Here is a 19,498-nt window from a genome sequence, read left to right on the forward strand (position 1 = left end):
CTCTCCGTTATGCTATGGTGCGTGCACCTACACAGACAGGTTGGCACACGTGCGTTGGTTTCTTTATCTCGTCCGTACCGAGGACGACAAATTGTACACCGGTATCACCACCGACGTTGAACGGCGGTTCCACCAGCATCAGAGCGGTAAAGGGGCGAAAGCGCTGCGCGGCAAGGGCACGCTGCGGCTGGCGTTTTCTGGTGAAGTGGGCGAGCACTCACTGGCGCTGCGCCTGGAGTACCGCATTAAGCAGCTAACGAAGCGCCAGAAAGAGCGCCTCGTCGCAGGTGACGGTTCATTCGAAACGTTACTGGACAGCCTTAAACACGATTAAAGTGGTCGGAATACTCCACCAGACCGTGTACGCCGTTTAACGCATCGTCGGCCAGACGGTGCACCATAAACGCGTCTTCAGTGCCAGGCCAGCGACAGCGTAGATCGTACTGTGCCGCGCGCTCGAAGCCGAAACGGCCGTACAGCGCCGGTTCGCCCAGCGTCACGACCGCTGCGTAGCCAAACTCGTTCAGCGAATCCAGACCTTCATAGACCATCTGACGCGCCAGCCCCTGACCGCGGTACGCTTCATCCACCGCCAGCGGTGCCAGACCCACCCACTGCAGCTCTTCGCCTTCAATGCTGACCGGGCTAAAGGCGACGTAGCCGACAACATGGCCTTCGTCGTCCGTGGCCACCAGACCCAGCGTAATCAGGCCGTCTTCGCGCAGCTCACGTACCAGATTGGCTTCGCCATCACGATTGAAGGTCCGACGCAGCAGCGCGTCGATGCCCGGGGCATCAATTCCAATTTCTACTCGAATCAGCATGGCTCACCTACCGATGTATGTTTGGTTTCTGATGGTGATTTTAGGCCAGCTTCAACGAAATCAGCCAGCTGCATCAGCATTACGCGCAGCGCTTTCGGCATCTGCTCAAGCTCGATGGCATCCATCAGATTTTTGACATAGAGACCCAGCTCCGTATCGCCTTCGATCACCAGCCGACGCTGGAAAAAGAGCGTATCCGGGTCCTGTTTGCGCGCGGCGATCATCAGGAGATCGCTGGCGTCCGCGCTGAAGCTCACGTCTGCCTGGGCCGCGTCGCTGACGATAAGGCGTTCATTCTCGACGGAAGTGAACCATTTAAGGCCAATATCGCGCACCTCAATGCTCAACCAACGCCCTTCCAGAAAATCCAGTTCGCCGTCATTCAGCGCCTGGCGGAACTGCCAGCTTAATACCTGCTGCAGCACCTGGCGTTTAAGCGCGAACGGCGTCATTTTTACCGGAACGCTCATCAAAGTCGGAGCAACATGAACCAGACGTGAACGCAGTTTATCCAACACAAGCTTTACTCCCTGAATGCAATAGTTCCGTTATTTTGCCATATCAGATAAACGACATAGCGGCGTAAATCAACAATTATGTCGTGAGGCAGAGGGATTATTGGCGCAATCAATGCGCTTTTGTCTGCCTCAAATCAAAAATGATTAGCGTTAGGTTAACTAAAATTCCCATTCATTAACAATAATGCGCCCTGCTGGGCCGCTAACTCAGGAAGAATTATGGAGTTGCTCTGCCCTGCCGGAAACCTCCCGGCGCTTAAGGCGGCGATCGAAAACGGCGCCGATGCGGTGTACATCGGGCTGAAGGACGATACCAACGCCCGCCATTTCGCTGGCCTGAACTTTACCGAAAAAAAATTGCAGGAAGCGGTCAGCTTTGTGCATCAACATGGCCGTAAGCTGCATATCGCCATTAACACCTTCGCGCGCCCGGACGGCTACGTGCGCTGGCAGCGCGCGGTGGACATGGCAGCCCAACTGGGCGCCGATGCGCTGATCCTCGCCGACCTCGCCATGCTTGAGTATGCCGCAGAGCGCTACCCGCATATTGAGCGCCATGTCTCCGTTCAGGCATCCGCCACCAACGAAGAGGCGATTAATTTCTACCATCGCAATTTTGACGTCGCCCGCGTGGTGCTGCCGCGGGTGCTATCCATTCATCAGGTGAAGCAGTTAGCCCGCGTCACGCCGGTGCCGCTGGAAGTGTTCGCCTTTGGTAGCCTGTGTATTATGGCCGAAGGCCGCTGCTATCTCTCTTCTTACCTGACCGGCGAGTCGCCGAACACCGTCGGCGCCTGCTCTCCGGCGCGCTACGTGCGCTGGCAGCAAACGCCGCAGGGGCTGGAGTCGCGGCTGAACGAAGTGCTGATCGACCGCTATCAGGACGGAGAAAACGCCGGCTATCCGACGCTGTGTAAAGGGCGCTATCTGGTCGACGGCGAACGCTATCACGCGCTGGAAGAACCCACCAGCCTCAACACGCTGGAGCTGCTGCCGGAGCTGCTGGCCGCCAACATCGCCTCGGTGAAAATCGAAGGTCGCCAGCGTAGCCCGGCGTACGTCAGCCAGGTGGCGAAAGTCTGGCGTCAGGCCATCGACCGCTGCATGGCGGATCCGCAAAACTTCGTCCCGCAGGCCGCGTGGATGGACACTCTCGGTTCGATGTCCGAAGGTACTCAAACCACCCTCGGCGCGTATCACCGTAAATGGCAGTAGGAATTCCCATGAAATATTCATTAGGGCCGGTGCTTTACTACTGGTCAAAAGAGACGCTGGAAGAGTTCTACCAGCAGGCCGCCGCCAGCAGCGCCGACACCATCTATCTGGGCGAAGCGGTGTGCAGCAAGCGCCGCGCCACCAAAGTGGGCGACTGGCTGGAGATGGCGAAAACGCTGGCCGCTAGCGGTAAGCAGGTGGTGCTGTCCACCCTCGCGCTGGTGCAGGCGTCGTCCGAGCTCGGCGAGCTTAAGCGCTATGTCGAAAACGGTGACTTTCTGGTTGAAGCCAGCGATCTTGGGGTCGTGAACCTGTGCGCCGAGCGCAAGCTGCCGTTCGTCGCCGGCCACGCGCTGAACTGCTATAACGCCGTGACCCTGCGCCTGCTGCAAAAGCAGGGCATGACGCGCTGGTGTATGCCGGTGGAGCTGTCCCGCGACTGGCTGGTGAACCTGCTGAACCAGTGCGAGGAGCTCGGCATCCGCGATAAGTTTGAGGTTGAAGTGTTGAGCTACGGCCATCTGCCGCTGGCCTACTCCGCCCGCTGCTTTACCGCGCGTTCGGAAGATAAGCCCAAGGACGAATGCGAAACCTGCTGCATCAAATACCCGAACGGGCGCAGCATGCTGTCGCAGGAGAACCAGCAGGTATTCGTGCTCAACGGCATCCAGACCATGAGCGGCTATGTCTACAACCTCGGCAACGAGCTCGCCTCCATGCACGGTCTGGTAGATATGGTGCGCCTGTCGCCGATGGGGAATGAGACTTTCGCGATGCTCGACGCCTTCCGCGCCAACGAGAACGGCGGCGCGCCGCTGCCGTTGACGGCCAACAGCGATTGTAACGGTTACTGGAAGCGTCTGGCGGGGCTGGAACTGCAGGCCTGATAAAACCGCTCACTTTGTTAACAACAGTGGTCAGATTTTAATGCATTATTAAAGATGCAGCTTTTCTGGCCGGGCGCGCCCGGCGGGAACAAGACCTTCAATCTGATGACTATGCTGTAGCAAAGTGAGCCTTTATGACTGACAAAACCGTTGCATTCTCGGTGCTCGATCTGGCGCCGATCCCCCAGGGTTCCTCCGCGCGAGAAGCCTTCTCCCATTCGCTCGATCTCGCCCAGCTCGCTGAACAGCGCGGCTACCATCGCTATTGGCTGGCAGAGCACCACAATATGGTCGGCATCGCCAGCGCGGCAACCTCCGTGCTGATTGGCTATCTGGCCGCCAACACCACTACGCTGCGTCTGGGATCCGGCGGCGTGATGCTGCCGAACCACTCACCGCTGGTGATCGCCGAGCAGTTCGGCACGCTCAACACGCTGTATCCCGGGCGCATCGATCTCGGCCTTGGCCGAGCGCCAGGGAGCGATCAGCCGACCATGCGCGCACTGCGTCGCCATATGAGCGGCGATATCGATAACTTCCCGCGTGACGTAGCGGAGCTGGTGGACTGGTTTGACGCGGTCGATCCTGACCCGCAGGTGCGCCCGGTGCCGGGCTACGGCGAAAAGATTCCGGTGTGGCTGCTCGGTTCCAGCCTGTACGGCGCGCAGCTTGCCGCCCAGCTTGGCCTGCCGTTCGCCTTCGCCTCACACTTCGCCCCGGATATGCTGTTCCAGGCGCTGCATCTCTACCGGACGAACTTCAAGCCGTCGGCACGGCTCGAGAAACCATACGCGATGGTGTGCATCAATATTATTGCCGCCGACAGCAACCGCGACGCGGAGTTTCTCTTCACCTCCATGCAGCAGGCATTCACTAAGCTGCGCCGCGGCGAGACGGGCCAGTTGCCGCCTCCGGTTCAGCAGATAGAGCACTTCTGGACGCCGTCGGAAAAATACGGCGTTGACCAGGCGCTGCGCATGTCGCTGGTGGGTGATAAAGCGAAGGTTCGCCACGGGCTGGAGTCGATTCTGCGTGAAACTCAGGCCGATGAGATTATGGTCAACGGGCAGATTTTCGATCACCAGGCGCGGCTGCATTCATTTGATTTGGCGATGGATGTGAAGCAGGAATTGTTGGGGTAGTGCGGTTTATTTCCCCTCACCCCGGCCCTCTCCCCAAAGGGGCGAGGGGGAAAACCGCTCCGAACGGTCCCCTCTCCCCCACGGGGAGAGGGTTAGGGTGAGGGGGAGAACGCCTTACTGGTAAACCGGTAATAAATTAAAGCTCGACAGCACCACGCAATGGCACTTTCTTTTGCAACCAAAAGAATAATTTGTGACCTACCTCATTCTGATTTTACTATTTTCCACCACTGATAACGTTCAGCGTTATTACGTTACCTCGAGCGTAATTGTCCCTCTAAATTAACGGTGATATTTTCCCTCTGCCTTAATTCACGCGGAAGGAAATCATCATGAGCGCTGCAAAATGGATCGGCGAATGTGTATTAAAGGCCATTTTAATGGAGGCGTGTACCTGGCCCAAACCTGGGCTGGTCACCCCCATTTCACAGGGCGCGCACGCGGATATGGATATCTGGCTTTTTATGACCAGTTCCACAGCGATAGCCCCCTGCTTTTACCGCTGCGCGCAACTCGGAGAAGACCATCAAGGCTCCCCGCAGTCGCTGCTACAGGCGCTTCGCGTAACCGGTATTCACTACGAAAAAAGGTTATTACAGAGCACGAATCAGGTGAACACCCAGCGCGGTATTTTATTTGCGGGTTCTTTGCTTGCCGCAGCTGCCGGGCGGCTACATAGCCGTCGCGACGTCATGACTTACGACACCCTCAGCCACAGCGTTAAAGCTATCTGTCAGGATCTGTGCCGTCGCGATTTTTCTGCGCTTGACCTGCGCCCCCCGCAGACTTACGGCGAAAAATTGTATCTCAGTCATGGTATCACCGGCGTTCGTGGCGAGGCGGAGAACGGTTTTCCGCTGGTCTGCAATATCGGTCTTCCCGCGCTACATCAGGCACTGGAGGCTGGGCTTAGCTGGCGCGAGGCTCTGGTAGATACCTTGCTTTCACTGATGGCGCAGTGCGATGACACCACCGTACTGTCGCGCGGCGGTTTTGCCGCATTGGCGGAAATAAAATCTCGCGCTGGCCATCTGGTTGCCCTCGGAGGCATGCGCCACCCGGATATCGACAAGGCGCTCGGCGACTTTAATGCCTGGTGTCTGGCGCAATGGGTCAGTCCCGGCGGTTCTGCCGACTTACTGGCGCTATGCCTTGCAATGTATTTTCTGTGCCACCCATCAGATGGAGAAATCATTAAGGAAACAATATGAGTATCTATTTATACACGCTATTAACTTATGGCCTGACGATCGTTATTTCATTTGCCGTAGTCGGCATTATTGTTGGCGTCAATAAGATGATGAATAAATTAAATATCACTGACGATTAATTCGTAGAAATCATTTTATCGCCATCAGGAATATAATATATGGATATCTTTGTTAAGCTCTTTTCGGGCATAGGCACCTTTTTTACCGAAGACCCTAAAATAGCTATTGCGCGTTTGTTATTAATTATCCTCGGGTTCGTCCTGGCCTGGATGGGCTTTCGCCGCAAGCTTGAACCGCTGATTATGGTGCCAATGGGGCTGGGAATGATCGCCGTCAACGCTGGCGTACTCTTTCTTGCCGGCGGCCAAACCGGCACGCTAATCCTCGACCCGATGGTCAGCGACCCGGTAGAACTCGTCAACCTGATGCAGATTAACTTCCTGCAGCCGGTCTACAACTTCACCTTCAGTAACGGTCTTATCGCCTGTATCGTCTTTTTCGGCATCGGCGCAATGAGCGATATTAGCTTTATTCTGCTTCGTCCTTGGGCCAGCATCATCGTCGCTCTGTTCGCCGAAGCGGGCACCTTTGCCGCGCTCCTGCTGGGTATTGAAGTGTTTGGTTTACCTGCCAACGAAGCCGCCTCTATCGCTACCATCGGCGGCGCAGACGGCCCAATGGTGTTGTTTGCCTCGCTGATCCTTGCGCCGAATCTGTTCGTTCCAATCGCGATTATCGCCTACCTGTATCTGAGCCTGACCTACGCCGGTTACCCCTACCTGGTGCGTCTACTGGTGCCTAAGAAGTACCGCGGCATGGAGGTGGAGATTGAATATCCGACCGTGTCAAAGAAGGCCAAATTTATCTTCACCATTTGCGCCTGCCTGCTGCTGTGCCTGCTATTACCCGTCGCCGCACCGCTGATCCTCTCCTTCTTCCTTGGCATCGCCATTAAAGAAGCGGAAATCGAGCCGTTCCAGCAGCTTCTGGAATCAACCATGACCTACATGGCGACGCTGTTCCTCGGCCTGCTGCTCGGCACCCTCTGCGAAGCGCAAACCATCCTCGCTCCCAAGGTCGGCATCATCCTGATTCTGGGGATTGGCGCACTGGCTATCTCCGCTGTGGGCGCGTTACTCGGCGGCTGGTTTATCTGGTTTATCTCGAAAGGTTGCTATAACCCGGCGATTGGCATCGCGGGCGTCTCCTGCCTGCCGACGACCGCCAAGATAGCTCAGAAAGAGGTGAGCCATGAAAACCCGTACGCCATCGTTCTGCCGTTAGCGATGGGAGCAGGCGTCAGTGGCCTGATTGTGTCGGCCATCGCTACCGGGATCTTTATTTCCACGCTGTTCCTGCTGAAATAATGGAGTCATCACATGCTTAACGAGCACAACTGGCATCAACTAAAGGACGATACGCAGCAGCGACTTAGCCTGCTTGCGCCGTACATCCATGATGGAAAAATTATCGACGTGAAAGATACCGTCGCCGCGCTGGAAGCGGTTATTCGAAGCTACGATCGCGTCAATATTGAAGGCAATAACCAGAAACAGGCTGACTTTCTCGCCGAATGTCTGTGCAAAGTCGACCCGCAGAAGATCTCAGGTCTGCACATGGTGCAGTCTTCAGTGCCGCTCAGTTCGCATCTCGATCTCTTTGAAAAGGGTATCGCCGAGAAGCTTGATTTCGCCTATGCAGGACCACAGGACGGCCGTCTGGCGCAATTAATCCAGGCGGGCAAAATCAAGCTAGGCGCGATCCACACCTACCTTGAGCTGTTCAGCCGCTACTTTGTTGATTTAACTCCGCGAGTCTCGCTGATTACCGCCTTCGAGGCCGATCGGGACGGCAACCTCTACACCGGTTTTAACACTGAAGATACCCCGGTTATTGCCGAGGCGACACATTTCCGTCAGGGCATTGTCATCGCGCAGGTCAATAAGATCGTCGATAAAGTCCCGCGCGTAGATATTCCCGGCGACTGGGTAAATGCGGTGATTGAAGCGCCGCGTCCGTTCTACGTCGAGCCGTTGTTTACCCGCGACCCCGCGCTGATTACCGACACTCACGTGCTGATGGCGATGATGGCGCTGAAAGGTATTTATGCCGAATACGGCGTTGAGCGCATTAACCACGGTATTGGGTTCTTCACTGCCGCTATTGAACTCCTGCTGCCAACCTACGGCGAAGAGCTAGGGCTGAAGGGCAAGGTCTGTACCCATATGGTGCTCAACCCGCACCCGACGCTGATCCCGGCAATTGAGAGCGGCTGGGTGCAGTCGGTGCACTGCTTTGGCGGTGAACTGGGGATGGAGAAATATGTCGCCGAACGCCCGGACGTCTTCTACATCGGCCAGGACGGCACGTTGCGTTCTAACCGCGCCTTCGCCCAGGCCGCTGGCCACTACGCGCTGGATATGTTTATCGGCGGAACCTTGCAGCTTGATAAATACGGCAACAGCAGCACCGCCACCGCTAGCCGCGTTTCCGGCTTCGGCGGCGCACCAAATATGGGCTGCGATGCCAAAGGCCGTCGCCATGCAACCGCATCCTGGCTGAAGTGCGGCGAGGAGTTCAACGCCACACAGCAGCAGCTGATCGGCGATATGCCGCGCGGCAAACGGCTGGTGGTACAGATGCAGGAGACCTTCCGCGAGAAGCGTCAACCGGCCTTCGTTGACAAGCTGGATGCCTGGCAACTGGCAGAAAAAGCCGGCCTCGCTCTGCCGCCGGTCATGGTCTACGCCGATGACGTCACCCATGTATTAACGGAAGAAGGCATTGCTTACCTCCACCGCTGCGAGGGGCTGGAGCAACGCATGGCCGCGATTCGCGCCGTCGCGGGCTACACCGAAATCGGCCTGGCCGCAGACCCTGCACAAACTCAGGCGTTACGTGATGCCGGTATTGTGAAAACCCCGGAAGACCTGGGCATCGACCGTCGCCGCGCCAACCGTCAGATGCTGGCGGCGAAGAGTATTCGTGATTTAGTCGACTGGTCCGGCGGACTGTACAACCCGCCTGCACGCTTTCGCAACTGGTAAGGGAAAAAGAGATGGCTCTACATCAAATATCACATCATTTCAGCGGCAATGGCGCACGCGCTGCGCTGCCCAAAAGCGTGCACTGCGGCATTGTCGGCTCCGGCGACCTTGAGGTTCTGCTGGAGCCTCAGACACTGGAAGGCGGTATCGCAATCAACATCTGTACCCCGGTCACTGGCTTCGATGCTATCTGGGAAATCGTCCTCACCCGTTTCCTTGGGAACGGTCCATTTGGCGATATGCAGGTCAGCATTAACGACAATAACGCCACGCCGGCGGTAGTGGCTCTGAGACTTCAGCAGGCATTACAACAGGCGATGCCGGGAGAAAATCATCATGAGTGATCTGCGTTTTCTGGAGGCCAGCGCACGCGAACGCGCAATGGCACTGGTCGATAAAGGCTCCTTCACGGAGCTGATTGGTCCCCAGGCCAAACGGACCAGCCCGCATCTGCCGGTGCTGGGTGAAGCAGTCGAATTTGACGACGGCGTCGTCACCGGTATCGGTTTACTGGGTCAGCATCCGGCCATTGTTATTTCGCAGGAAGGCCGCTTTATCGGCGGATCTGTCGGCGAAGTGGGCGGTGCGAAGATGGTGGGGGCGCTGATGCTGGCCGAGCAGCTGGCCGCACAGACCCACTCCCCTGCACGGCGTCCGATCGTACTGATCTCCTTTGAAACCGGCGGCGTACGTCTGCACGAAGCCAACGCCGGTCTGCTGGCTCATGCCGAATGCATGGATATGCTGCAAACCCTGAGAGGTCGCGTGCCGGTTGTCGCCCTTATCGGCAGCAAAATTGGCTGCTTTGGCGGAATGGGCTTTGTCGCAGCGGCCACCGATATCATCGTGATGAGCGAATCAGGTCGATTGGGATTAACCGGGCCGGAAGTGATTGAGCAAGAGATGGGCCGCAGCGAGTTTGACGCATCAGATCGCGCGTTAGTGTTCCGCACTACCGGCGGCAAACACAAGTATATCGTTGGCGACTGTAACTATCTGATTGCCGATTCCCTCGATGCTTTCCACCAGCAAGCCGCCGTGATTGCCGATCTGCCATGGGCAGAAATAGAAAACCAGCGTCGTATCGGCAGTGAAGCCAAGGTCCGCGCACAGATGGCGCTCACACAGCAGATTAGCGAAATGGCCCCAGCAGACGCCCGGGATGTGTGGGCGGCGGCGGGTAACGTTGAACCGCAGTCGCTGGTGGATATGGATCTGGAATCCTTCCTGAGCAATGTCAAACGTCTGTCCGTGGAGGAAGCGTAATGGAGAATTTACTCGGTCAGGGCCGCGCGGCGATCGATCTGATCGCCGATGACGGCAGCTTTGAAGAAAACGCACTGGCGGACCTCAATCTGCCCTGCGAAGACTACGGCCCCGGCGCGGTCGTCGGTAGCGCTCGCATCAATGGCGAAATGTGCACCGTCATCGCCAACGATGCGATGACATTTAATCCTCGCTTCCCGGTGGTGTACGCCGGGATTATCGGCCTTGAAGAAGGCTACAAAATGGCGCTGGCAGTCTATCGCACTTTAGCGATGGACAAAGATAAACCCGCTCAAGAGAAGCGCCCGCTGGTCCTGATCGTCGACACGCCGGGGAACGGCCCCGGCAAACTGGAAGAGATCATTGGCATGAACAAAGCTACCGGCGCATATCAGCTCGCACTGGCGGAAGCCCGCCACGCTGGGCATCCGATTATTGCCATGGTCATTGGTCGCGCTATCAGCGGCGCCTTCCTCTGCCACGGTCTTCAGGCCGACCATATCCTCAGCCTGACCTCCAGATTCGGCACCATGATCCACGTGATGCCTCTGAGCAGTATCGCGCGCATCACCCGTCAGGACGTCGAACGATTGGGCGAGCTGTCACGCACTAACCCGGTGTTCGCCGCAGGGCCGGAGTTCTTCTGGGAGTTAGGCGGCGTTGAGGAACTGATCCATGCCATTGCGGAAATGAGAGAAGCCATCGTGCGCCACATTGCCGACGTGCGCGAGCACAAAGGCGAGTCTGGCTCGACGACGACGGGCCCGCAAGGGCGTGGTGTCTCCGGCAATCAGCGCGGCGGCAGAAAAATGCGCGGCGTAATTCTGGCACAAATGTGTGAGGAATATCAGGCCGTCTCTGCACGCTATCAGGCTGATTGGTAAGGGAAAGCGTACTATGAACGATCCCATCGCTACGCTCGAATGGCTGCTTCAGGCGCAGCAAGGCATACCTTCTCTGGAGGAAATGCCACGCCGCACGCTGATCGATAAAGGTATCGCAGGCCCTACGGCTGCGCATGTGATTGAAGAGATCCATACGCCGCTCAACCTGGCGTTGGTCACCTTCACCACCGGCAGCAGCGCGTTTCAGAATATCGTTGGCATGACGCACAGCGAATTACCGCTGCGAATCGCCGCCGGGAAACGAGCGCTGGCTGAAAGCGGCGTCACCGCAGGGCAGCGGCTGCTGATAACCTACGCGCCGCTGATCAACGTGTTTACTCGCCAGGCGCTGGATGAGAACCACCTTGAGTGGTCGTTCTTACCGCGCTCCTGCCGGGATGCGCTATTGATCGCCCTGTGCCGTCAGCAACCGAATGTAGTGGTGGGAGAGTCCTCATTTTTACGCGCAACGCTGGAGCAGGCGCTGAAAATGGGTCTGGTCAGCCGGCTTCCCAAAAATCTGACGCTGATTACGGCGGGCACGCCGCTGGATGCTTCACTGATTCCATTATCGGCATCGCTCGGCTACCCACTACACGATCTCTACGGTTGTCAGGAGTTTGGCTGGCTGGCGCTCAACGGCATTCCGCTCCGCGACGATATTTCACTGGTCCCCACGTCACAAGGTGGAGACTGGCGGGAAGTTATCGTTGGGGGCCTCCCCACCGGCGACAGCTTTCCCGTTGCGACAGGCAGTCATGTCTGCAACTCACAAGGCTACATCCAGACCTGGAAACGCCGTCGTACCTCGCCAGAGTATGAGATGGTCGTGATGGCCACGACCGCGCAGCATCGGGAGCTTATCGAACGCACGGCGCGAACAATTCTACGGATAAAAGGACGCGTTTGCCGGGTGGCTCCGGAGCTGCAAACGGGTGCTACCGCTACCCACATTCGCCTGTATCCCGCCGCCATGCCAGGCGTAATGCCGACGGGGGAAACCATTGATATTTGCGGCCCACGGCACAGCGCACAATTTGACGCCTTGCTTGACGCGCAGCGTACGCTACAGCAGCACGCCAAAAACGATCCGGCGTGGAGTAAGGCACGATGAAAGCATTACAGCGACATACGCTGTGCTGGCTAACGCCTTCGGCGCTGATTCCCATCGCCGAACGGCTGGAGAGCGATTTCAGCTATCTACCAGGCGCATTGCGTCGGGAAGCGCTTGAAACGCTGCTATCTGGCAACCTGCCGGGAATTGTTCGCCGGGGGCGGCATAGCATCAATGATATACCACTGGGATTTTGTTTCCCCCTGCGCTGGCACGGGCTGCGGCTACGACTGGCGGCGTGCGCGCCTGCCCGGGCGATTGTTCGTTGTTCAACGCCTGAACAGACGGCGCGCCTGCCGGTAGCCGATAGTACCTGTGCAACCCGAGCCTTCAACGCATTGCGCCAGGCGTGGCGCTGGCCTGATTTGCATCTTGGCGTCTGGGGTTCGGTGGCGCTGGAAATCATGACCCCCTGGCAGTGGACCGACAGCGAATCTGACCTTGATATTCATTTTGTGCCCGCTTCACTAGACGACCTGGCTCCATGCCAAATGATGCTAAACCGCATCGAGCAAAAATTTCAGTTACGTATTGATGGTGAGATTTATTTGTCAGATGGATATGCCATCAATATTAAAGAATGGTTTAGCGGAAGTTCCACTCTGCTGGCTAAAGGTGAAAACGATGTTCAAATAATTACGCGGCAGCATGTCACGGAATTATCCCGGGCATCGTTATATTAAATATATTAAAGGAAACTAATATGTCTGAAGTTAAATCAAAAGTCCCTGGTGTTGTTGACGAAGTAAAAGCTACCATAGGTGATAAAATTGAAAAAGGCCAGATTATCGTGGTAATGGAAGCGATGAAAATGAAGATGCCGATCGCGTCGCCAGAAAGCGGAGTATTAAAAACGCTGAACGTTAATGCTGGCGACCGTGTAAACCCTGGCATGGTGTTATTTGATATTACGGCCGAATAAATATTTGCGATCCCGGCTAAATTAATGCGACATTCTTTGTGATAATCTCGCTGCGCTAATAGCATATCAGTGAGCGTTTTGTTCGCTGATATGATTAGCAAAAGTGATTGGGTTTAGATGTATTCTGTTTAATGTTCGCATAATAAACAAATCACTATACTAAAAGCATCTGTTTTTATTACTGTCTATCCATAGACGCAGCCATTCGGCTGCGGACTTATATTATTGACTTTTAGTATGGCCAGCAAAGAGAAACATCATGATCATTTACGGATTGATGTTAATGGGATTATGCATGTTCGCCGGCTTAATTATCGGCGATCTATTAGGATTGCTGCTGGGTATTTCGGCCAACATCGGCGGCATTGGCTTCGCGATGCTTTTTCTCGTCGTCATCTCACAGAAGCTGATGGAAAAAGGGCTGCTGTCAAAACCCGCAGAACAGGGCGTGGCGTTCTGGAATGCCATGTACATCCCTATTGTCGTCGCCATGTCGGCAAACCAGAACGTTATCGCGGCATTAAAAGGGGGGCCGGTGGCGCTGATTGCCGGTTTGGGCGCCGTGTTTATCGGCTTTTTGCTGATTAAACCACTGAGCAAAATTGGCAGTAAACGAAGCCCGGACAATGCCGCTATATAAGGAATGGTGAGACAACATGGATCAGATAATCAAAATTCTTAGCGGTAACTTTACCAGCAACGGTCTAATCACCGCCTTTGTCGTCGTCGGCCTTGTCTGCTGGGCTGCTAGCTGGGTCTCCACCCATCTGTTACGCGGCAAAATTCATAGTTCAGCCATTGCGATCGTGGCAGGCCTGCTGCTGGCATGGATTGGCGGCGAGCTGACCGGGGGTAAAAAGGGCTTGGCCGACATCAGTCTATTTAGCGGAATTGCGCTTATGGGCGGCGGGATGTTTCGTGATTTTGCCATCATTTCTACTGCCTTTGGCGTCAGGCTGGAAGAGCTTAAAAAGGCAGGTCTGGCAGGATTGCTGGCCTTAATCATCTCTACCGTCCTCTCTTTCTACCTTGGCGCCATTGTCGCATGGGCCTTTGGCTACACCGATGCGGTCAGTATGGCGACCATCGGCGCTGGCGCAGTGACCTTTATCGTCGGCCCGGTTACCGGAGCCGCACTGGGTGCGACATCGGACGTCATTGCCCTGAGCATTGCCGCTGGGGTGATTAAATCGATTGCCGTTATGATTGTCACGCCGCTGGTTGCCCGTGCAGCCGGCTTAACCTCTCCTGCTGCCGCCATTGTGTACGGGGGGTTAATGGGGTCAACAAGCGGCGTCGCCGCAGGACTCGCGGCCACCGATCCGAAGCTGGTTCCCTATGGCGCTATGACCGCAACATTTTACACCGGCCTCGGCTGTCTGCTGGCCCCCTCAGCGCTGTATCTTTCTTTAACACCGTTCTTTTAACCACCAACGCCTGTTGCCTCGGCAGCAGGCGCGGGAGATCGCTATGCATGCATTTCAACAAATGAAACCCGGACAAATTGCTGTTTTAGCTTCTCAGTGCCCTCAGGAAGAAGAGGAGAATTTCCGCCTTAAGCTACTGAGTGACAAACCAGAACATCGCGTTGGATTCGCATTTATGACGGGAACAGCCGAGGAGATAAAACACAAGCTTCAACGATGCGTTGTCGGCTGCGCGCTGAAACACCAGATCATCAGCCGTCAGGATAGCGCCATCTTTACGTTATGCCGAACCAGCCAGCAGGCGTTAGCCCATGCCCTTGCAAACAATATTGCCGATGACCATATTCGTATCAAACTTGCCCTGGTCAGCAACCCGCATTGGCTGGCGGTATCCATCTACGGAGAAGCACGGGTTTATCAGCGAATGAGCCATGAAATTATGGGGTTTTGTCTGCATCGTTACTCTCCATCATAAGCTGTCTGGCATACATGCGGCACTCAGCAAGTAGCGAAAGAAGCCCTGGATGATTCTCCTGGCTACGAGGAAAAACCAGCGAGATCTCCTGCTCCATCCGGTAGGCTTCCTGCAGCGGCAACAGGCGAATTCCGCTTCGGAAGAGCTCCCGCATACGACCGGGAATCAGGGTATAACCTACGCCAGCGTTCACCATACTCATCAACGAGAAAATATCGTGTACGCGAACCGTGATATCCGGTGCAAAACCTGCAATCCGGAATGCTTCCTGAAAACCTCTCCAGGTCGCAAATCCCTCACTAAGCGCAATAAATTTTTTGCTCTGTAGCTGCGCTAAATCTACCGGCCCCTGCAGGCTATCGGCATCCTGAATGGGTACCGCCAAATAAATCGAGTCAGAGAATATAGTCCAGGTTTCGAATAACTGTGGATTATAATCATCGGGTGTGGAAATTAATGCGGCATCAATATTTCCTTCATTGAGCGCCTCTAAAAGTTTTTTATTAGAGTTCATAATGAATTCAATGGAAAGTTCAGGACGCCGTTTTTTCAAACCCTGGACAATTTGCGGTGCCGTTTTTAACACCAGCGAATAAAGTAAACCCAGACGAAGAGCAGGAGAATGGTAGCCAGAAGCCTCTCGGGTCAGATAAATACAACGTTCCATTGCCGAAATAACGTCACGCGCCTGTTTTTGCATAACCCAGGCACCTGGCAGCGGATGTAAATTACGCCCGTTATGAGTAAACAGCGCGCAACGTAAATTATCTTCCAGTGAATGCAATGCCCGGTGCACGCTGACGGGTGAGATATTGAGAGTTTCTGCTGCTTTAGAAATATTCATGGAATCCATATATTCAAGAAATATTTCCAACTTACGTAGTGTAATATCTTGCTCAGGCATATAAACATTCCCTTATTTAAAAACCCAGCAAGATAATAAGGGAATGCAATATATTATATATTGAGCCAGATCGTTAAATCTGACTCAGTGAAATTGAAACTTACTGGTAAACCGGTAATAAATTAAAGCTCGACAGCACGTGCACCAGCGCGTTCCCCACGCCAAACACCAGAATCAGCGTAATCATCGGCTTACCGCCCCAGACGCGGAATTTCGGGCTGCCGAAGCGTTTGCGGGATTTACGCGCCAGCAGTGCCGGAACAATCGCCGCCCAAATCGTTGCCGCCAGGCCCGCGTAGCCAATGGCGTACAGGAACCCGTTCGGCCACAGCAGGCCACCGATAATCGGCGGCAGGAAGGTTAACAGCGCGGTTTTGAAACGGCCCAGTGAAGAGTCATCAAATTTGAACAGATCCGCCAGGTAGTCAAACAGGCCCAGCGTTACGCCGAGGAACGAGCTGGCTACCGCAAAGTTAGAGAACACCACCAGCAGCAGGTCCAGACCGCGGCTATTCAGCACGCCGCTCAGCGCCTGTACCAGCACATCGATGTTACCGCCCTTCTGCGCAATGCCGATAAACTCCGGACGCGGAATGTTACCCATCGTCCCCAGCAGCCATACGGTATAGAGCACCAGCGCCAGCAGCGTACCGTACACCAGGCACTTCACGATAGTGCGCGGATCCTTGCCGTAATACTTCATCAGGCTCGGTACGTTACCGTGATAACCGAACGAGGCCAGGCAGAACGGCAGCGTCATCAGCAGGTACGGGGTATAGGAAGCGTGGCTTTCGGCGACGTTAAACAGCGTGGCTGGCGTCACATGGCCCATCAGGCTGCCGAAGGTCAGGAAGAAGGTGATCACCTTCGCGCCCAGCACGATGGCCGTCATGCGGCTCACCGCTTTGGTACTCAGCCACACCACAAACGCCACCAGCAGCGCAAAGCCAAAACCCGCCGCGCGTGCCGGAACGTTCAGCGACATCTCGGCAAAGGTGTGGTGCAGAATCGAGCCGCTCGCCGAAATATAGGCGTAGGTCAGGATGTAGAGCACAAAGGCAATGGAGATGCCGTTCACCACGTTCCAGCCTTTACCCAGCAGGTCTTTGGTGATGGTATCGAAGCTGGAACCGATGCGGTAGTTGAGGTTAGCTTCAAGAATCATCAGCCCGGAGTGCAGCATGCAGAACCAGGTGAAGACCAGCGCCGCCATCGACCAGAAGAACCACGCACCGGACATGACCACCGGCAGGGAGAACATCCCCGCGCCAATGATGGTGCCGCCGATGATCACCACACCGCCGAGCAGCGAGGGTGACGTTTGGGTGGTGGTTAGTGTCGCCATACAGCCATTTCTCCAGTGAATAATTTTGCTACTGCATTTTAATGTGTTGCACTGTACCAGTACATGAGTACAAAAGAAATAAAAAAAGCCCCAATCATCACGATCGGGGCTGTATATTTTACTTTACGCTTTTAAGCTGGGAGGCTTATGCGTCACCGCCGAAACGGCGACGGCCTGCGGAGTCATCACGACGCGGCGCGGCATCGTCACGGCGCGGGCCGCGGCTGCCTTCACGACGTTCGCCGCTGAAACGACGACCATCACCACGACCGCCTTCACGACGCTCGCCGCCGAAGCTACGACCGCCTTCACGACGCTCACCACCGAAGCTACGACCACCTTCGCGACGCTCACCGCCGAAACCACGGCCACCGCTACGCTCAGGGCGCGGCTGGGCATCGCCGATCAGCTGCATATTCATCGGCTTGTTCAGGATGCGGGTGCGAGTAAAGTGCTGCAGTACTTCGCCCGGCATGCCTTTCGGCAGTTCGATGGTGGAGTGGGTACCGAACAGCTTGATGTTACCGATGTAGCGGCTGCTGATGTCGCCTTCGTTAGCAATCGCGCCAACGATATGACGAACTTCAACGCCGTCATCACGGCCCACTTCAATGCGGTACAGTTCCATATCACCAACGTCACGACGTTCGCGCTTCGGACGATCTTCACGGTCGCCACGGTCACGCGGACCACGGTCGTTACGGTCGCCACGACGCTCAAAGCGATCGTCACGGTCACGGAACTCACGCTTCGGACGCATCGGCGCATCTGGCGGAACGATCAGAGAACGTTCGCCCTGGGCCATTTTCAGCAGCGCAGCGGCCAGCGTTTCCACGTCCAGCTCTTCGCCTTCTGCGGTCGGCTGAATTTGTGCCAGCAGGCCACGGTACAGGTCCAGATCGCTGCTTTCCAGCTGCTGCTGTACTTTCGCGGCGAATTTTTCCAGGCGGCGTTTGCCCAGCAGCTCTGCGTTCGGCAGCTCTACTTCTGGAATGGTCAGCTTCATGGTGCGTTCGATGTTGCGCAGCAGACGACGCTCGCGGTTCTCAACGAACAGCAGCGCACGACCGGCACGACCCGCACGACCGGTACGACCGATACGGTGAACGTAAGACTCGGAGTCCATCGGGATGTCATAGTTAACCACCAGGCTGATACGTTCAACGTCCAGACCACGTGCTGCTACGTCGGTGGCGATCAGGATATCCAGACGACCGTCTTTCAGACGCTCCAGAGTCTGCTCACGCAGAGCCTGGTTCATGTCACCGTTGAGCGCGGCGCTGTTATAGCCGTTACGCTCCAGCGCTTCTGCCACTTCCAGGGTCGCGTTTTTGGTACGTACGAAGATAATCGCCGCGTCAAAGTCTTCCGCTTCCAGGAAACGCACCAGCGCTTCGTTTTTACGCATGCCGTACACGGTCCAGTAGCTCTGGCTGATGTCCGGGCGAGTGGTCACGCTGGACTGAATGCGCACTTCCTGCGGCTCTTTCATAAAGCGGCGGGTAATGCGACGAATCGCTTCCGGCATGGTGGCGGAGAACAGAGCGGTCTGATGACCTTCCGGGATCTGCGCCATAATGGTTTCTACGTCTTCGATAAAGCCCATGCGCAGCATTTCATCTGCTTCATCCAGCACCAGGCCGCTCAGTTTAGAGAGGTCCAGGGTGCCGCGCTTCAGGTGGTCCAGCAGACGACCCGGGGTACCGACAACGATTTGCGGCCCTTGACGCAGGGCGCGCAGCTGCACGTCATAACGCTGGCCGCCGTACAGGGCAACCACGTTTACGCCGCGCATATGTTTAGAGAAATCCGTCATTGCTTCAGCGACCTGAACCGCCAGTTCGCGGGTCGGTGCCAGCACCAGGATTTGCGGTGCTTTCAGCTCAGGATCAAGATTGTTCAGCAGCGGCAGAGAGAACGCTGCGGTTTTACCGCTACCAGTCTGGGCCATGCCCAGCACGTCACGACCAGAAAGCAGGTGTGGGATACACTCAGCCTGGATCGGAGATGGTTTTTCGTAACCCAGATCGTTAAGGGCTTCAAGGATAGGAGCCTTCAGGCCCAGATCTGCAAAAGTGGTTTCGAATTCAGCCATGTAGTACAAGTGCCTCGATATTAATGGCGGCCAGTCTACATAACTCATCATGAAATTGATCTGCAATTTTCATTGAAAAGTGTGAACCGGCTCAAAGTAGGTGTATTAACGAACAACAACGCCCTCACCCGCGAAGGTGATGGCAATCAAAAAAGATTACGGGCTGATGTAGTCGTCAGCTATTGCTGGTCCGATTCTGCCAGGTCATCTTGGTCCTGGCCC

The 19,498-nt window shown here is 55.7% G+C and carries 22 protein-coding genes; 16 read left to right on the plus strand and 6 right to left on the minus strand.

Translation table 11 applies throughout. The features are described from left to right. Positions 1 to 49 precede the first annotated feature (49 nt). Positions 50 to 334, plus strand: a complete 285-nt coding sequence (locus ACK5JN_RS01095; protein WP_416868452.1) for a GIY-YIG nuclease family protein — start codon at positions 50 to 52, stop codon at positions 332 to 334. Here the strand turns inward: ACK5JN_RS01095 and ACK5JN_RS01100 are convergent. Continuing rightward, the gene (locus ACK5JN_RS01100) at positions 321 to 824 is read right to left on the minus strand and encodes a GNAT family N-acetyltransferase (RefSeq protein WP_416868453.1); all 504 of its coding nucleotides are present in this window, start codon (positions 822 to 824) and stop codon (positions 321 to 323) included. The genes ACK5JN_RS01095 and ACK5JN_RS01100 overlap by 14 nt on opposite strands. Further along, positions 818 to 1,342 (minus strand): ubiquinone anaerobic biosynthesis accessory factor UbiT, encoded by a 525-nt coding sequence (ubiT, locus tag ACK5JN_RS01105; RefSeq protein WP_416868454.1) that lies wholly within the window; start codon positions 1,340 to 1,342, stop codon positions 818 to 820. Before ubiT ends, ACK5JN_RS01100 begins: the two co-directional genes overlap by 7 nt. Positions 1,343 to 1,561: 219 nt before the next feature. On the opposite strand from ubiT, the gene ubiU reads away from it, so the two are divergent. The 15 genes from ubiU (at position 1,562) to ACK5JN_RS01180 (ending at position 14,932) form a co-directional block, all read left to right on the plus strand. Continuing rightward, on the plus strand, positions 1,562 to 2,557 hold the full coding sequence (ubiU, locus tag ACK5JN_RS01110; protein WP_416868455.1) for a ubiquinone anaerobic biosynthesis protein UbiU: 996 nt from the start codon (positions 1,562 to 1,564) through the stop codon (positions 2,555 to 2,557). 8 nt (positions 2,558 to 2,565) lie between these two features. Further along, a complete protein-coding gene (locus ACK5JN_RS01115; protein WP_416868456.1) occupies positions 2,566 to 3,444 on the plus strand; it encodes a U32 family peptidase in 879 nt (292 codons plus the stop codon). Between the two features lie 134 nt (positions 3,445 to 3,578). Continuing rightward, positions 3,579 to 4,586 (plus strand): luciferase-like monooxygenase, encoded by a 1,008-nt coding sequence (locus tag ACK5JN_RS01120; protein ID WP_416868457.1) that lies wholly within the window; start codon positions 3,579 to 3,581, stop codon positions 4,584 to 4,586. 332 nt (positions 4,587 to 4,918) lie between these two features. Beyond that, a complete protein-coding gene (locus ACK5JN_RS01125) occupies positions 4,919 to 5,797 on the plus strand; it encodes a triphosphoribosyl-dephospho-CoA synthase (RefSeq protein ID WP_416868458.1) in 879 nt (292 codons plus the stop codon). 158 nt (positions 5,798 to 5,955) lie between these two features. After that, positions 5,956 to 7,164 carry a Na+-transporting malonate decarboxylase, carboxybiotin decarboxylase subunit gene (gene madB / locus ACK5JN_RS01130; protein WP_416868459.1) on the plus strand — a complete coding sequence of 403 codons (1,209 nt, stop codon included), beginning with the start codon at positions 5,956 to 5,958 and terminating at the stop codon, positions 7,162 to 7,164. A 12-nt stretch (positions 7,165 to 7,176) separates the two neighbouring features. Further along, positions 7,177 to 8,844, plus strand: a complete 1,668-nt coding sequence (gene mdcA / locus ACK5JN_RS01135; protein WP_416868460.1) for a malonate decarboxylase subunit alpha — start codon at positions 7,177 to 7,179, stop codon at positions 8,842 to 8,844. A gap of 11 nt (positions 8,845 to 8,855) precedes the next feature. Then, entirely contained in the window at positions 8,856 to 9,188 is a 333-nt protein-coding gene (gene mdcC / locus ACK5JN_RS01140; RefSeq protein WP_416868461.1) for a malonate decarboxylase acyl carrier protein, read from the plus strand. Further along, positions 9,181 to 10,110, plus strand: a complete 930-nt coding sequence (locus ACK5JN_RS01145) for a biotin-independent malonate decarboxylase subunit beta (protein WP_416868462.1) — start codon at positions 9,181 to 9,183, stop codon at positions 10,108 to 10,110. The genes mdcC and ACK5JN_RS01145 overlap by 8 nt, the downstream gene beginning before the upstream one ends. Beyond that, positions 10,110 to 10,994, plus strand: coding sequence for a biotin-independent malonate decarboxylase subunit gamma (gene mdcE / locus ACK5JN_RS01150; protein ID WP_416868463.1), 885 nt, complete (start codon positions 10,110 to 10,112; stop codon positions 10,992 to 10,994). The genes ACK5JN_RS01145 and mdcE overlap by 1 nt, the downstream gene beginning before the upstream one ends. 13 nt (positions 10,995 to 11,007) lie before the next feature. Then, the gene (locus ACK5JN_RS01155; RefSeq protein WP_416868464.1) at positions 11,008 to 12,108 is read left to right on the plus strand and encodes an acyl carrier protein; all 1,101 of its coding nucleotides are present in this window, start codon (positions 11,008 to 11,010) and stop codon (positions 12,106 to 12,108) included. Beyond that, positions 12,105 to 12,791, plus strand: a complete 687-nt coding sequence (gene mdcG / locus ACK5JN_RS01160) for a malonate decarboxylase holo-[acyl-carrier-protein] synthase (RefSeq protein ID WP_416868465.1) — start codon at positions 12,105 to 12,107, stop codon at positions 12,789 to 12,791. Before ACK5JN_RS01155 ends, mdcG begins: the two co-directional genes overlap by 4 nt. Before the next feature lie 20 nt (positions 12,792 to 12,811). Then, positions 12,812 to 13,030 carry an acetyl-CoA carboxylase biotin carboxyl carrier protein subunit gene (locus ACK5JN_RS01165; protein ID WP_416868466.1) on the plus strand — a complete coding sequence of 73 codons (219 nt, stop codon included), beginning with the start codon at positions 12,812 to 12,814 and terminating at the stop codon, positions 13,028 to 13,030. A 259-nt stretch (positions 13,031 to 13,289) separates the two neighbouring features. After that, positions 13,290 to 13,670, plus strand: a complete 381-nt coding sequence (madL, locus tag ACK5JN_RS01170; RefSeq protein ID WP_416868467.1) for a malonate transporter subunit MadL — start codon at positions 13,290 to 13,292, stop codon at positions 13,668 to 13,670. A 16-nt stretch (positions 13,671 to 13,686) separates the two neighbouring features. Further along, entirely contained in the window at positions 13,687 to 14,457 is a 771-nt protein-coding gene (gene madM / locus ACK5JN_RS01175) for a malonate transporter subunit MadM (RefSeq protein WP_416868468.1), read from the plus strand. A gap of 43 nt (positions 14,458 to 14,500) precedes the next feature. Further along, on the plus strand, positions 14,501 to 14,932 hold the full coding sequence (locus ACK5JN_RS01180) for a HutP family protein (RefSeq protein ID WP_416868469.1): 432 nt from the start codon (positions 14,501 to 14,503) through the stop codon (positions 14,930 to 14,932). Here the strand turns inward: ACK5JN_RS01180 and ACK5JN_RS01185 are convergent. From ACK5JN_RS01185 to yrbN, 4 genes are all read right to left on the minus strand, one after another. Then, positions 14,895 to 15,836 carry a LysR family transcriptional regulator gene (locus ACK5JN_RS01185; protein ID WP_416868470.1) on the minus strand — a complete coding sequence of 314 codons (942 nt, stop codon included), beginning with the start codon at positions 15,834 to 15,836 and terminating at the stop codon, positions 14,895 to 14,897. The genes ACK5JN_RS01180 and ACK5JN_RS01185 overlap by 38 nt on opposite strands. 100 nt (positions 15,837 to 15,936) lie before the next feature. Beyond that, the gene (gene mtr / locus ACK5JN_RS01190; protein WP_416868471.1) at positions 15,937 to 17,181 is read right to left on the minus strand and encodes a tryptophan permease; all 1,245 of its coding nucleotides are present in this window, start codon (positions 17,179 to 17,181) and stop codon (positions 15,937 to 15,939) included. Between the two features lie 145 nt (positions 17,182 to 17,326). Next, the gene (locus tag ACK5JN_RS01195; protein WP_416868472.1) at positions 17,327 to 19,276 is read right to left on the minus strand and encodes a DEAD/DEAH family ATP-dependent RNA helicase; all 1,950 of its coding nucleotides are present in this window, start codon (positions 19,274 to 19,276) and stop codon (positions 17,327 to 17,329) included. Then, positions 19,269 to 19,349 (minus strand): protein YrbN, encoded by an 81-nt coding sequence (gene yrbN, locus ACK5JN_RS01200; RefSeq protein WP_100249910.1) that lies wholly within the window; start codon positions 19,347 to 19,349, stop codon positions 19,269 to 19,271. Before yrbN ends, ACK5JN_RS01195 begins: the two co-directional genes overlap by 8 nt. Positions 19,350 to 19,498 lie beyond the last annotated feature (149 nt).

It is taken from the genome of Kluyvera sp., assembly GCF_047971185.1.
Classification (GTDB): domain Bacteria; phylum Pseudomonadota; class Gammaproteobacteria; order Enterobacterales; family Enterobacteriaceae; genus Kluyvera.

Bases quoted from the DNA above. Each gene is read 5' to 3' on its own strand.
- ACK5JN_RS01100 (WP_416868453.1), bottom strand. From the start codon at position 824: ATGCTGATTCGAGTAGAAATTGGAATTGATGCCCCGGGCATCGACGCG.
- ubiU (WP_416868455.1), top strand. From the start codon at position 1,562: ATGGAGTTGCTCTGCCCTGCCGGAAACCTCCCGGCGCTTAAGGCGGCG.
- ACK5JN_RS01115 (WP_416868456.1), top strand. From the start codon at position 2,566: ATGAAATATTCATTAGGGCCGGTGCTTTACTACTGGTCAAAAGAGACG.
- ACK5JN_RS01120 (WP_416868457.1), top strand. From the start codon at position 3,579: ATGACTGACAAAACCGTTGCATTCTCGGTGCTCGATCTGGCGCCGATC.
- ACK5JN_RS01125 (WP_416868458.1), top strand. From the start codon at position 4,919: ATGAGCGCTGCAAAATGGATCGGCGAATGTGTATTAAAGGCCATTTTA.
- madB (WP_416868459.1), top strand. From the start codon at position 5,956: ATGGATATCTTTGTTAAGCTCTTTTCGGGCATAGGCACCTTTTTTACC.
- mdcA (WP_416868460.1), top strand. From the start codon at position 7,177: ATGCTTAACGAGCACAACTGGCATCAACTAAAGGACGATACGCAGCAG.
- mdcC (WP_416868461.1), top strand. From the start codon at position 8,856: ATGGCTCTACATCAAATATCACATCATTTCAGCGGCAATGGCGCACGC.
- ACK5JN_RS01145 (WP_416868462.1), top strand. From the start codon at position 9,181: ATGAGTGATCTGCGTTTTCTGGAGGCCAGCGCACGCGAACGCGCAATG.
- mdcE (WP_416868463.1), top strand. From the start codon at position 10,110: ATGGAGAATTTACTCGGTCAGGGCCGCGCGGCGATCGATCTGATCGCC.
- ACK5JN_RS01155 (WP_416868464.1), top strand. From the start codon at position 11,008: ATGAACGATCCCATCGCTACGCTCGAATGGCTGCTTCAGGCGCAGCAA.
- mdcG (WP_416868465.1), top strand. From the start codon at position 12,105: ATGAAAGCATTACAGCGACATACGCTGTGCTGGCTAACGCCTTCGGCG.
- ACK5JN_RS01165 (WP_416868466.1), top strand. From the start codon at position 12,812: ATGTCTGAAGTTAAATCAAAAGTCCCTGGTGTTGTTGACGAAGTAAAA.
- madL (WP_416868467.1), top strand. From the start codon at position 13,290: ATGATCATTTACGGATTGATGTTAATGGGATTATGCATGTTCGCCGGC.
- madM (WP_416868468.1), top strand. From the start codon at position 13,687: ATGGATCAGATAATCAAAATTCTTAGCGGTAACTTTACCAGCAACGGT.
- ACK5JN_RS01180 (WP_416868469.1), top strand. From the start codon at position 14,501: ATGCATGCATTTCAACAAATGAAACCCGGACAAATTGCTGTTTTAGCT.
- ACK5JN_RS01185 (WP_416868470.1), bottom strand. From the start codon at position 15,836: ATGCCTGAGCAAGATATTACACTACGTAAGTTGGAAATATTTCTTGAA.
- mtr (WP_416868471.1), bottom strand. From the start codon at position 17,181: ATGGCGACACTAACCACCACCCAAACGTCACCCTCGCTGCTCGGCGGT.
- ACK5JN_RS01195 (WP_416868472.1), bottom strand. From the start codon at position 19,276: ATGGCTGAATTCGAAACCACTTTTGCAGATCTGGGCCTGAAGGCTCCT.
- yrbN (WP_100249910.1), bottom strand. From the start codon at position 19,349: ATGAAAATTGCAGATCAATTTCATGATGAGTTATGTAGACTGGCCGCC.